The 12,619-nt window shown below is 63.9% G+C and carries 10 protein-coding genes; 5 read left to right on the top strand and 5 right to left on the bottom strand.

Features of this window, described 5'->3' with window-relative positions:
- Window positions 1–201 precede the first annotated feature (201 nt).
- On the top strand, window positions 202–2,016 hold the full coding sequence (locus QD356_RS09250; protein ID WP_192837579.1) for a SurA N-terminal domain-containing protein: 1,815 nt from the start codon (window positions 202–204) through the stop codon (window positions 2,014–2,016).
- A gap of 198 nt (window positions 2,017–2,214) precedes the next feature.
- On the opposite strand, the gene QD356_RS09245 is transcribed toward QD356_RS09250, so the two are convergent.
- Window positions 2,215–3,171 (bottom strand): LysR family transcriptional regulator, encoded by a 957-nt coding sequence (locus tag QD356_RS09245; RefSeq protein WP_192837580.1) that lies wholly within the window; start codon window positions 3,169–3,171, stop codon window positions 2,215–2,217.
- 264 nt (window positions 3,172–3,435) lie between these two features.
- On the opposite strand from QD356_RS09245, the gene QD356_RS09240 reads away from it, so the two are divergent.
- The 3 genes from QD356_RS09240 (at window position 3,436) to QD356_RS09230 (ending at window position 7,484) form a co-directional block, all read left to right on the top strand.
- The gene (locus QD356_RS09240; protein WP_043331293.1) at window positions 3,436–4,434 is read left to right on the top strand and encodes an NADP-dependent oxidoreductase; all 999 of its coding nucleotides are present in this window, start codon (window positions 3,436–3,438) and stop codon (window positions 4,432–4,434) included.
- A gap of 441 nt (window positions 4,435–4,875) precedes the next feature.
- Window positions 4,876–6,027: an iron-containing alcohol dehydrogenase gene (locus QD356_RS09235; protein ID WP_192837581.1), complete on the top strand. Its 1,152-nt coding sequence runs from the start codon at window positions 4,876–4,878 to the stop codon at window positions 6,025–6,027.
- A 263-nt stretch (window positions 6,028–6,290) separates the two neighbouring features.
- Window positions 6,291–7,484, top strand: a complete 1,194-nt coding sequence (locus tag QD356_RS09230) for a CobW family GTP-binding protein (protein WP_225996318.1) — start codon at window positions 6,291–6,293, stop codon at window positions 7,482–7,484.
- 29 nt (window positions 7,485–7,513) lie between these two features.
- Here QD356_RS09230 and QD356_RS09225 read toward each other — a convergent pair whose 3' ends face one another.
- The 4 genes from QD356_RS09225 to queC are packed head-to-tail and all read right to left on the bottom strand — an operon-like array spanning window position 7,514 to window position 10,141.
- Complete coding sequence (locus tag QD356_RS09225) at window positions 7,514–7,801, bottom strand: YkgJ family cysteine cluster protein (RefSeq protein ID WP_192837583.1); 288 nt, start codon at window positions 7,799–7,801, stop codon at window positions 7,514–7,516.
- Window positions 7,798–8,697, bottom strand: coding sequence for a 6-carboxytetrahydropterin synthase (locus QD356_RS09220; protein WP_192837584.1), 900 nt, complete (start codon window positions 8,695–8,697; stop codon window positions 7,798–7,800). Before QD356_RS09220 ends, QD356_RS09225 begins: the two co-directional genes overlap by 4 nt.
- 8 nt (window positions 8,698–8,705) lie before the next feature.
- Window positions 8,706–9,398 (bottom strand): 7-carboxy-7-deazaguanine synthase, encoded by a 693-nt coding sequence (gene queE / locus QD356_RS09215; protein ID WP_107336280.1) that lies wholly within the window; start codon window positions 9,396–9,398, stop codon window positions 8,706–8,708.
- The gene (gene queC, locus QD356_RS09210; RefSeq protein WP_192837585.1) at window positions 9,398–10,141 is read right to left on the bottom strand and encodes a 7-cyano-7-deazaguanine synthase QueC; all 744 of its coding nucleotides are present in this window, start codon (window positions 10,139–10,141) and stop codon (window positions 9,398–9,400) included. Before queC ends, queE begins: the two co-directional genes overlap by 1 nt.
- A gap of 730 nt (window positions 10,142–10,871) precedes the next feature.
- Between queC and QD356_RS09205 the strand changes: the two genes are divergently transcribed.
- Window positions 10,872–12,599: a GGDEF domain-containing phosphodiesterase gene (locus QD356_RS09205; protein WP_192837586.1), complete on the top strand. Its 1,728-nt coding sequence runs from the start codon at window positions 10,872–10,874 to the stop codon at window positions 12,597–12,599.
- The last annotated feature ends 20 nt before the right edge of the window (window positions 12,600–12,619 follow it).

Here is a 12,619-nt window from a genome sequence, read left to right as displayed (position 1 = left end):
GAACATCGAAGCGCATCGCCTGGCGATGCGCTTTTTTTGTGGCTGACCCCGGCCATGTCGGCAGGGCGCAAGCGTTTGATGACCCTGGCGAGTCAGTCAGTCGTGCAAAGTCACCTGCATCTGTCTGCGGCATGCGTATAATCATCAGTCACTGAGTCGCGGCCCTTGTGGCCATTCCAATCCCTGTAGTTCGAGGCCTGCATGCTGCAACGAATTCGAGACCGGTCGCATGGCTGGGTGGCCAAGACGATCGTTGGTTTCATTGTCGTCACTTTTGCCTTCTTTGGTGTTGAGTCGATCATTGGCGCCTTCACTGCCAGCAGTGACGACGTGGCCACGGTCAATGGCGATACCATCAGCCGTCAGGCGGTGGAAACCGAAGTCCAGCGTGCCATCCGTTCTGGCCAGGTAGCGCCGGAACAGGAGCGCGAAGCACGCAATCAGATCATCAACCAGATGATCGATTCCCGCCTGCTGGATCAATACGCCGAGGAAGGCGGCCTGCACATGTCCGATGCGCAGCTCGATCAACTGATCGTGAGCATTCCGGACTTCCAGGACGACAAGGGACGCTTCGATGCCGACCTGTTCCGCAATCGCCTGGCCAGCGCCGGCTATTCTCCCACCTCCTTCCGTCAGCAGCTGAGCAGCGACACCCTGCGCCAGCAGTTGACCGACGGCTTTGCCGCCAGTGCCTTCGTGCTGCCGGGCGAAGAAGAGAAGCTCAGCCAGCTGCAGCGTCAGACGCGCACCTTCCGCTATGCCACGCTGAGCAGTGCGGACCTCGATGCGCCGGTGACGGTCAGCGAAGACGAGCTCAAGGCCTGGTATGACAGCCACCAGGACAACTACCGTCGCCCGGCACAGGTCAAGCTGGCCTACGTGCTGCTGGACCAGAACGAGCTGGCCAGCGGTGGCGATATCAGCGAAGACACCCTGAAGGCCGAATATGCGGCCAAGCGTGCCGATGCGCCGCGGGAAATCGCGCACATCATGGTCGAGAAGGGTGACGATGATGCGGCGGCACGTGCCAAGCTCGAGGGCGCACGTGACGCACTCGCCAACGGCGAAGACTTCGCCAAGGTGGCGGCTGAAGTCTCCGAAGACAGCTCCACGGCCGAGGACGGCGGTGAGCTTGGCGTGATCACCCGCGGTATCTTCGGTGAAGACTTCGATGACGCGGCCTTCGCATTGGATGAAGGTCAGGTCTCGGATATCGTCGATACCGGCGACAGCCTGCACCTGATCAAGGTGACCGGTCTGGACATCGCGCCCTTCGAGGACATGCGCGACGAGCTGCTGACGCAAGCCCGTCAGGCCGCTTCCCGCGATACCTTCAACGAGAAGGCGCAGCAGCTGAAAGATGAGAGCTTCGCGGCGGATGATCTGGCCAGCGTCGCCGAGGATCTGGACCTGCCGCTGAAGAAGACCGACTGGGTCGCGCAGGAAAATGATGACGAACTGCTGTCCGAGCCGGGTGTGATGGCGGCAGCCTTCGGTGACGAAGTGCTGGAAGATGGCTACAACAGTGACGTCATCGAACTGGACGACAGCCGTCGTCTGGTGCTGCGCGTCCTCGAGCAGCGTCCGGCCACCACGCTGGCACTGGATGAGGTCAAGCAGCAGGTTCAGCGCGAAGCCAAGGCCGACAAGACCGCCAAGGCACTCGAAGCACTTGCCGAGAAGCGTCTGGAGACGCTGCGCCAGGGCGGATCACTCGAGGGGATCGACTGGCAGCAGGCTGACGACGTCAGCCGTCAGGCCAGCACCCAGCTGCCGCAGAGTCTGGTCAAGCAGGCCTTCACGTTGGCGCACCCGCAGGATGGCCAGCCGGTCTACGGCAAGGCGTCGCTCAGTGGTGGCATCGCGCTGATCGCCCTGACCGAGATCGGCGAGGCCGAGCCGGGCGAGATGGACCAGTTCCTCTCGCGTCTGGCGACGCGTCTGCGTGCTCAGGCCGCTGTCACGGGTCTGCAGGAATCTCTGCGCGAGCGTGCCGAGATCGAGCGCAACTGATCGAGCGCAACTGAGCCAGGCAACTGGCGTGGGCAGTTTTCCCTGCCAATGAGACCGTCACCCCTTGGGGTGGCGGTCTTTTTTTGGTTCAAGCCCTGGGTTCAGGCCTTTGGGTCAAGCCTCGCAGGCTCAGGTATCGAAGCTCAGGCCGCCAGGCTGAGTGCGAATGTGGTGTAAGGTCATGAGTCTTGTATCAAGTCACGAGCCCAGCCGCTGACGCAGGCGCTGGGAGAGTTCGCGGTGACGGGCCTGAATGCCCGTGGAGAGCGTCTGGCGCAGCCAGCGGTGGCCGGCGTCATGGTGCAGGCGTTCGTGCCACACCAGCCAGTAGGAGAAGCGATTGAGGGTGATGGGCAGCGGACGCAGGGCCAGCGGCAGCTGATCGAGCATGCTGATGGCCAGACAGCCCGGCACGCACAGCAGCAGGTCGCTGTGGCAGCTGACGCTGAAGGCGGCCAGAAAATGGGGCTGGCGCATGACGACCTGACGACTCAGTCCCAGTTCCGCCAGCTTGAGGTCAACCGCGCCTCGCTCATCACCGCCCATGCTGATCAGTTGGTGACTGGCGGCGAGGAAGTCCTCCAGGCTCAAGGTCTCCTTCGCTGCCAGCGGATGGTCCTGGCGCATCACGCAGACGAACTGGTCATCCCCGATCTCGCGACCATGCACGCCGGCCGGCACCCTGGCGGTGGGCACGCACATCGCAAGCTCCGGCCCGCCTTCTTCCAGTTGCTGTTCGACATTGCCACCATAGGCCTGGATATCCAGACGGATGCCGGGCGCCTGCTCGTGCAGCGGAGCGATCTGGGGCGCCACGAAGGCGTGCATGCCGTAATCAGTGGTGGCCAGCTGAAAGCGACGCTGGCTATCTCCAGGCGAGAACTCGGGCGGTGCCAACAGGGCGCCCAGCTCCTGCAGCAGGCGGGCGAGGGGCTGTCTGAGCGCCTCTGCGCGTGCGGTGGGGCGCAGACCGCGTTGCGCGCGCACGAACAGGGGGTCATCGAAGGCCTCGCGCAGCCGGCCCAGGGTGCGGGACACCGCAGGCTGGCTCAGGTTGAGGCGCTCAGCGGCCCGCGACACGCTGCGGGTTTCCAGCAGCGCATGCAGCGCGACCAGCGTATTGAGATCATGGCGGGCAAGTTCAGCCAGGTGCATGGCAAGCGGTTCCCGGTAGCGAGGCGGCCCAGTCACTGGGATGAAAGTGTGCAGTTTCAACCGCACATGATATCAGTCTCATGCATACCGGGATTCAGTTTCTGTCATTGGTGTGATATCGGGAGCGCGCGTAATCTGGGAGCACTTCGTCGCCGAGCAACGCTTGCGGCGGCCAGTCGTCACAGGGTTGAGGCCTCGGGCCTGCGGCCTGATGACGATTCTGATCACATGTCGTTTGACCAGATCATTCGCAAGGAGCATTGCATGCAGACACGCTATTACACGATCACCGACTATCCGAAAGGCACCCCAGAACGCGATCTGTTCCAGTTGCGTGAGGAAGAGCTGAGCGAGCTCGGCGAAGGCGAGGTGCGCATTCGCAACAGCTGGCTGTCCGTCGATCCCTACATGCGTGGCCGCATGAGCGGCGTGAAGACCTATATCGACCCCTTCGAGCTCAATGAGCCGCTGCAGGGCGCAGCCGTCGGTGAAGTGATCGAGTCACGTGACTCTCGCTTCAAGAGCGGCGACAAGGTACGTCACATGGGTGGCTGGCGTGACATCGCGCAGCTCTCTGGTGACCAGGTCGAGCCGCTGCCGAGCATCGAGGTGCCGGAGCAGGCCTACCTGGGCGTGCTGGGCATGCCGGGCATGACCGCCTGGACCGGTCTCAACATCATCGCCGAGATGAAAGAGGGCGATAACGTGCTGGTCAGCGCGGCCTCCGGTGCGGTCGGCTCGCTCGCCGTGCAGCTGGCCAAGGCCAAGGGCGGCACTGTCGTCGGCATCGCCGGCAGCCAGGAAAAGCTCGATTGGCTGGAAGCGCGGGGCGTCAAGGCGGTCAGCTACAAGGGCAAGGACGCCGAGCAGCTGACGAAGGCGCTCAAGGAAGCCTGCCCGGACGGCTTCGATGTCTACTACGAGAATGTCGGCGGTGATTGCCTGGTGGCGGCGCTGAACAACCTGAATGTCGGCGCACGCATCGCCGTCTGCGGCATGATCTCCAGCTACAACGATACCGAGGCGGCACCTGGCCCCTCGAACATCTCGATGATCCTGATCCGCCGTGCGCGCATGCAAGGCTTCATCGTCTTCGATCACTGGCAGAACTACAGCCGCTTCCTCGAAGAGGTAGGGCCGCAGGTCGCCAAGGGCGATATCGACTACGAAGAGACGGTGGAAGAAGGGCTCGAGCAGACGCCGGACGCCTTCCTCAAGCTGTTCTCGGGTGGCAACAAGGGCAAGATGCTGGTGCGTCTCTGATCTTAGAACTGAGTGCTGAGAGCTGCGACAGCATTGCTGAAGATCCGGACTAAAGACCCGAACACCTGAGCGCCGTGCGAATGCGCGGCGCTCAGGCAGTCACGAAAGGCTCGCTACGGCGGGCCTTTTGCGTGGGTGGCCAAGCGTTTGCCATCACGCATTCCTGTTCATCACGAATTCCTGTTCATCACGCATTACTGGTCGCTAAATATCACTGGTCATCAGTATTGGTGACTCTCACGAACCAAAGACGTGCGGCCTGCGCTCTACTTTGGTCTTGGTCACTGCTCTAGAATGCAGACCATCGTTCGTGGGCAGGTGGCGTCATCGTCGCGCTTTTCTGTCACTTCGCCCACATATCACTCTGTGTCAGGTGGCGCCTGACCACGGCCCTGTCATCTCATGTTGCCGTGTCGCCCCTGACTCCGCGAGGAGAGCATCATGCAGGACTTTACCTATCAGAACCCGACCCGCGTGCACTTCGGTGCCGGCCAGATCGCCAAGGTGCGTGACGAGATTCCGGCGGATGCCCGCGTGCTGGTCACCTACGGTGGCGGATCGATCAAGCGCAACGGCGTGATGGATCAGATCGAAGCCGCACTGGAAGGCCGTCAGTGGTGGAGCTTCGGCGGCATCGAGCCGAACCCGAGCTATCACACCCTGCTCGAAGCCCTGGAAGTCATCAAGCGCGAGAAGATCGATTATCTGCTGGCGGTCGGAGGTGGCAGCGTCGCCGATGGCAGCAAGTTCCTCGCGCTCGCCGCCTGTCACGCCGGTGATCCGTGGGAAATTCTCGCCGAGGGCAAGCACCCCGAGACGGCGCTGCCGCTGGGCGTGGTGCTGACACTGCCGGCCACCGGCTCCGAGTCCAATGGCAACGCCGTGGTCACCAACTACGAGACCCACGACAAGCTGCCGATGTTCAGTGAGCTGGCCTACCCGCGTTTCGCGGTGCTGGACCCGGCCACCACCCTGACCCTGCCGGAGCGTCAGAGCGTGAATGGCGTCGTCGATGCCTTCATCCACGTCAGCGAGCAGTACCTGACCTATCCGGTCAATGCGCCGGTGCAGGACCGCTTCTCCGAGGGGCTGCTGATGACGCTGATCGAGGAAGGCCCCAAGGTGCTGAGCCAGCCGGATGATCTGGCTGTGCGCGCCAACATCATGTGGGCCGCCAACCTGGGTCTCAACGGCCTGATCGGGCGTGGCGTGCCGCAGGACTGGGCCACCCACATGATCGGTCACGAGATCACCGCACTGCACGGTGTCGATCATGGTCGCACCCTGACCATCGTGATGCCGGCGCTGTGGGAAGAGCTGTTCGAGGCCAAGCGTGCCAAGCTGGCGCAATACGGTCGTCGCGTCTGGGCGCTGGAGGGCGATGAGGAGAGCGTCGCGCGCGGCGCCATCGACAAGACCCGTGACTTCTTCACTCGTCTGGGCGCGCCGGTGTCGTTGAGCGAAGCCGGTATCAGTGCCGACAGCATCGATCAGCTGGTCGACAATCTGACCCGTCACGGCTTCACCGCCATCGGTGAGCACGGCGATATCACGCCGGACGTGGCGCGTCGTATCCTGACCCGCGCTGCCTGATCGCACGGGTCAGTCAGGCTCGAGTGTCAGCCTCAAACCCCTCGTCACCTCTGGTGGCGAGGGGTTTTGCGTATCTCCCTCCTTGTTTCCCCCTTGTTGCAGCTTGCCGCCCGCCAGATCGCGTCACGCCAAAAGGCCGGATTCGCTTGACGAGACTTCGTCGTCGGCCGGTTTTTGTTACTCTATAACCTTTTGCACGCCCTTCATCTTGCGGAGATTTCAGCATGTCTGTGGCTTCACGCGGCGCCAGGAGCGGCGACGCCTTGACGGAACCAGTTCCGATTCCGGTGCATCTGATCACCGGCTTTCTGGGAACGGGCAAGAGCAGTTTCATCCAGGCATTGGTCGCGGCCAAGCCAGCGGATGAGCACTGGGCGATCCTGGTCAATGAGTTCGGGCAGGTGGGGATCGATCAGGCACTGTTTGCCGGGCGCGAGGATGTCAGCGTCAAGGGGCTGCCCGGCGGGTGTCTGTGCTGCCAGCTGGCCTTCGTGCTGCAGGCGGGGCTGGTCAGTCTGATCCATCAGACGCGTCCTGATCGTCTGATCATCGAGCCCTCGGGGCTAGGGCATCCGGCGGGGCTGATCGATGTGCTGCGCAGCGAAGGGCTGGCCTCGGCGCTTGCGCTTGAGGAAGTCATCACCCTGCTGGACCCGCGTGCACTGGACGATACCCGCACACGTGAGCACGGCACCTTCCAGGATCAGTTGACGCTGGCGGGCGGCGTGGTGCTCAGCAAGCGTGATCTGGCGAGTGATCAGCAGCTGGCGGCCGCGCATGAGTTTCTGGCGGGGATGTGGCCGCGCAAGCGCTGGGTCGGTGAGCTGGGCAGAGCCGAGGGCGAAAGCCAGCCGCCGCAGGCTCGCATGGCCGGTCAGGAGGTCGCACTGATCGATTGGCTGCTGTCAGCAGAACGCGCGCCTCAGCGCCAGGGCGGCGGGCACGTAAGCGCAGTGCGTGAAGACCAGCCCGAGATCAGCATGCCGGCCGCCCATCGCGCTGCACTGGATAGGGCGCGTCTGGCGCAGGCCAGTGATGAATCGCCCGCCCCAGGCATGATGCCGCTGCCCGGCGCACCGGTGATCGAGCAGGCCGAGGGGCTTGAGCATGCCAGTCTGGGCTGGCGAATCGCCGCAAGCGAGGTGTTCGATCTCGATCAGCTGACCCAGTGGCTGGATGGCCTGCCGCGCGAGTGGCGCATCAAGGGCGTCTTTCACACCCAGGATGGTTGGCGCAGCTATAACCGCGCCAATGGGCGTGCCGAGCTTGCGCCGTCCAGTTGGCGCGAGGATTCGCGGCTTGAGCTGATTGCACCGCTGGATGGGCAGGAGCAGGGGGAGGAGCAGGAAGGGATGGTGGCTGCGTTGCCGCTTGAGGACTCCCGTCAGCTGAATGCGGCCTTGCTGGCCTGTCGCAGCGACGGCGCCGCCAGGCCCTTCAACTTCTTCGGCGAGTGAGCTGAGGCGCCTCCCTCAGGGAGTACCTCTCACGTCAGGCGCTCCCACTCGCCGATCAGGCGCAGGGCCTCTTCGCGGGTATCGCCACACAGCTCGTGATCGAAATCGAAGTCGCCGCACACCGCCGGACGCTGCGGCGTGCCGAACAGCTTGCACAGGTTGTCGTCATCCAGCTGCACGCAACGCACCCCCGCCGGCTTGCCATTGGGCATGCCGGGAATCGGGCTCGAGATCGAGGGGGCGATGCAGCAGCCGCCGCAACCGGCACGACAGCCGGGAGCGGCAGCATCTGCAGAAAGGGCGGCAGTCTGCGTCATGAGGTGGCGGACGTGTCTTCGTGCTCGGGGAGGACGAGCGGCTCACGCGCCGTCTGCGGGGTATGGCGCGCGATGGCACCCTTGTTGATGCCCTCGTAGGCTTCGACACGGATACTGTCACCGCTGTCGAGGGCGATCTGGCGCGCCAGCCAGTCGGCGATCCACTCGATGGTGGTCGGTGTCGGCAGCAGCCAGACCTGCTTGCGCGGCAGACGAATGCGGAACCTCCCCTGCGGCGCTTCATAGCTGAATACCAGCTCACGCCCCGGGCGGTCGATCAGATCGCCTTCCTCGGCCAGGTAGCGGTCGTTGAGCTTCTCGGCCCACTCGGCTTCCAGCGCCGTGTCCCGCAGCCCGTTGCGCTCGATGATCAGCGGCGAGCGATGCCCATGCGCGATACGCTGGCAGTTGCCGCTGTGATGACGTAGGCCATGGCTGTAGGTGTAGGCGGCGCCGTCGATGGTCTCGTCTCGCAGACGCACACGCAGCGCCTCGACGCGCGGCGGCAGGCGGCGAGTCAGCAGCTTCTCGAAGTGATTGGCCAGCACCTCAGTGGTGACCTCGGTCACCGGCAGCAGGCAGAAGGCCTGACGCGGGCCGCGCACTTCCATGGCGTAGGGCTGTGTGAAGCGCAGGCACAGTCCTTCCGGGCAGTCCGTGACGCTCACGCCATTGGCTTGGCTGGGCACGATCAGGGTGTGATCGGCATCCTGATCGATCATGCGCTTGGCCCACGGCTTGACGTCGCCGAAGTCGAACAGCATGCCGTCATGGCCGACGGCGCCGTCCAGCTCCAGATCCAGATGCTGGCTGATGCCGTACAGGCCGCGATTATTGCTCCACACCGAGGCATCCACCGCGGTGAGGGCCCTGACGAACAGGGTCTTGGGAGTCATTGCGGTCATCAATCGATACCACTGATCTTGTGAGTCTGCAGCGAGAGCTGCCACTGGGGATTGCGCATGCAGTAGCTGACGCATTGGTTCATCGGCGTGTCGGACGCCAGCACCTCGCGGTAATGCTCGCGGGCTGCGGCAGGCGCGGGCAGGGCGTCGAGGGCGGCGGTATCCAGTGGCTGCAGATAGAAGTGCGCGAAGTCCAGGCTGACGAAGCGCTCCGGCAGGGCCTCCGGCTGCGGGTAGACGAGCTTGAGCTCATCGCCGCCGGTGAGGACCAGCTCGCTGGCGCCCTTGGGGCTGACACACAGCCAGTCGATGCCGGCAGGCGGCTCGACGGTGCCGTTGGTCTCCACCGCGATCTCGAAGCCGCGGGCGTGCATCGCGTCCACCAGCTCACTGTCGAGCTGCAACAGTGGCTCACCGCCGGTGAAGACCACATAGGGCGTGGCGATGCCGGTGTGCTCCGGCCACAGGCTGGCCAAAAAGTCCGCCAGCGCGTTTGCGGTGCGGAACTTGCCGCCATTCTGGCCGTTGGTGCCGACGAAATCGGTGTCGCAGAAGCGGCAGACCGAGGTGTCGCGGTCCTGCTCGCGGCCACTCCACAGATTGCAGCCGGCAAAGCGGCAGAACACGCTGGCGCGCCCTGCGCGAGCACCTTCGCCCTGCAGGGTGTAGAACGCTTCCTTTACCGTATACATCAGAGAGTGCCTGCGCCCTTGGCCGAGTCGGTCGTTTCGTAACTGAGCGGATCGCTCAGCCCATGGGCGGCGAAGGCCTCGAGACGCTCACGGCAGCTGCCGCATTCCCCGCAGGCCAATTCGCGGCCTTCGTAGCAGGTCCAGGTCTGGGCGTAATCGAGCTGCATGGCGATGCCGGCGGCCAGAATCTCGTCCTTGCTCGCGTGCAGGAAGGGCGCGCGAATCTCGACTGGGGAGAAGTTGGCGATGGCGGCGACGGCGTTCATCTTGTCGACGAACTCCGGACGGCAATCCGGGTAGAGCACGTGATCGCCACCGTGGGCACCATAGAAGCAGACCTCGGCCTCGATGTTGACGGCCTTGGCGATGGCCAGTGACAGCAGGATCATGTTGCGGTTGGGCACCACGGTCGAGGTCATGGAGGCCTCGTCGTAGTCGGCCTTGGGCATTGCCTGGTCACTGTTGGTCAGCGCGGAGTTGTCGATCAGGCCATGGATGGCGCGAATGTCGACGACTTCGTGGGCGACGCCCAGCGACTCGCAGACCTGGCGTGCGACGTCGAGCTCACGCGAGTGACGTTGGCCATAATGGAAGGAGAGGGCGTGTACCTCGAAGCCTTCCTTCAGCGCCTGGTGCAGGACAGTGTAGGAGTCCATGCCACCGGAGTAGATAACGACGGCGCGGGGGCGCTCTGCAGAGGAAGCAGAAGCGGAGACAGCGGAATTCTGGACGTTGAGAGTCATGACGGAGAATTTCTTTGACCGATGGATTCGGCGCCCGGGATCCGGTCCGGGCGAAACGGGCGCCTATCCTACTCTTCCGCACGCCTTGATGCCACTCGTGTACTGGCGCGGGCCGCGGATACGCCGCCTGTCGCCAGGTTCTAAAGCGGCCATGGCAGCCAAGCGTTGAGTCGGCGAGAAAATAGCCTTGGTACCCGCACCACAGGCTGGCATAGACTCGGAGTATTAGCGAAGCGTAGAGAGAGTCGTCTGCGTGCTGCACGCTTGTCCACCTAGTGCTTTCCCTGATAGCACGAATTTCGGGATGACGGGGTGAGGAGCCGGTTACGTGGCTTGCCGAATGGCTCCGGGAGTGGCTCTCGCAATGGCGCCTGGTGCAGCGTCAAGTGACAGGCGAAGCGGGAGGCGCTGGCGTTCAAGTGTGTGCTCAAAAGGGCGATCAGAAGAGACAAAGTGCAGCAGTCTGGCGCCTGGTGATGTCCATAGGAGGAGTAGCATGGGCGTCCGGACATTGCCGCATTAGCCATGCGGCCCGGGCCTTGCGGCAGCCAGCGGCGACAATGAAAGCAGGTGTAAGCAGATAAGCGCGAGAACAGCCGGAAGCGTGAATGACGTGTCATGTCCCGGCGGTGTTACCCGCGTTGCGCCAGCCAACGGCCAGTATCACTGGCGACAGGCGGCCCTTGCGGGGCATCAAGCCATTTTCCTTATGACTGCAGGTGGAGTGAGCGTGCCTCTCGATATCTTGATCAAATTGCTGTCGTCCATCGAAGAGCCGTTGTGGATTCATGACCGCTTCGGCCAACTCGCCTGGACGTCGCCGCGCGCTCGACAGGAAGACAGGGTGCCGGAGCTGCCATCCCCGCTGCCCAAGCAGCCGGAGCCTTGTGGCATCAGCGGCCAGCCCGGTTTCTGGTTGATGGGCATCACCGGCGAGCTGGGAGAATGGCTGCTGGTGCAGAAGGCCAATCTGCCGTGGCGCATGGCGATCTTCGATGCCGAGTGTCTGGTGGCCAACACCTGTGGCTGGCAGGAGCTGTTCGGCACCGAGCGGCCGCGTCTCGAGCCGGTCAGCGAGCGGCGAGTTCGCCTCAAGGCGCCGTTCTCGGGGTTGGCGGAGGCCCGGGCGGCCGGGGTGGATGACAAGGTCTTGATCGCCCTGCGCCGCCTGCAGCCCATCAACCTGCTGTCGCGCGATCGCTTCAATGCCCAGATCGATGAACTGCTGCTGGAAGAAAGCGTCGACGGCAGCATCGATGGCGGCATCATCTATCTGTCGCTGACCCACCTGGAAATCATCAACTCGGCGCACGGTGCCGAGCGTATCGATCCGCTGCTGGAGCGAGTGGCAGAAGCCATGTCCCTGCAGTATCGCGACGCCCTGGTCTGCCGCCCCCTGGGCAACGCCTTCGCGCTGTTCTTCGTCGGGGATGAGGCCAGCCTGATCGCGCGTGCCAACGAGCTGTGCGAACGGCTGGTGATGCTGATGCGACTGGATGGCAAGGCCCTGCCGGTCACGGCGCGGGTCGGCATCAGTCTGGCGCCACAGCACGCGCGGCGTGCCCATCGCCTGATGCATCTGGCCGAACTCGCCATGTTGCACGGGGAATACGATGACATCGATGTCTGTGGCCCCCTGCATGTGTTCTCGCCCGGTGCACACATGCAGCACCTCAACGACTATCGTCTGACCAGTGACCTGCGCGAGCATCTCGAAGAGCTGGATCTCGCCTTCCAGCCCCAGTTCGACCTCGCCAGTGGCGAGGCCGTCGGCGTCGAGGTGCTGGTGCGCTGGGACCACCCCGAGCTCGGCACCATCGGGCCGGGTCGCTTCATCCCGCTGGCGGAGCAGTACGGCTTGATCGGCACCGTCGGCGCGCGGGTGATGGACACGGCCCTCTCGGTGACGCGTGACCTGGTGACGCCCAACGGCAAGCCGCTGTCGGTGGCGATCAATGTCTCGGCTCAGGAATTTCGTGACCCCGGCTTCCCCGAGCGCGTCTCGGAGGCTCTGGCGCGCCATGACTTCGCGCCGGAACGCCTGGAGCTGGAGATCACCGAATCCTCACGCGTGCCGGATCTTGATCGCGTCGTGGAGCGACTCACCGGCCTGATCGAGCGCGGCGTGCGCCTGGCGATCGATGATTTCGGCACCGGCTTCGCGTCATTGCTCTATGTGCGCGACCTGCGCGCTTGCCGCCTCAAGGTCGATCAGCGTTTCGTCGGTAGCCTTGACCATGATGCCCGCGACCGCGCCATCGTCTCCCACGCGATCTCGCTGGCCGACAGTCTGGGCATGGAGGTGCTGGCGGAGGGCGTCGAGACCGCAGAGCAGGAGCGCCTGCTGGTCGAGATGGGTTGCCATCTGGTGCAGGGCTTCCGCTATGCACGGCCCAAGCGCCTGCCGGAGCTGGTCGAGTGGCTCAAGCGCAAGCCGTCGATCCATCCCTGCCCCTGAGTGTTTCTTTTGAAGGGTGC

This window comes from Cobetia sp. 2AS (assembly GCF_029846355.1).
In the GTDB taxonomy this organism is placed as follows: domain Bacteria; phylum Pseudomonadota; class Gammaproteobacteria; order Pseudomonadales; family Halomonadaceae; genus Cobetia; species Cobetia amphilecti.
The sequence above is the reverse complement of the archived record's forward strand: the minus strand, read 5'-3'. Positions and strand labels throughout refer to the sequence as shown.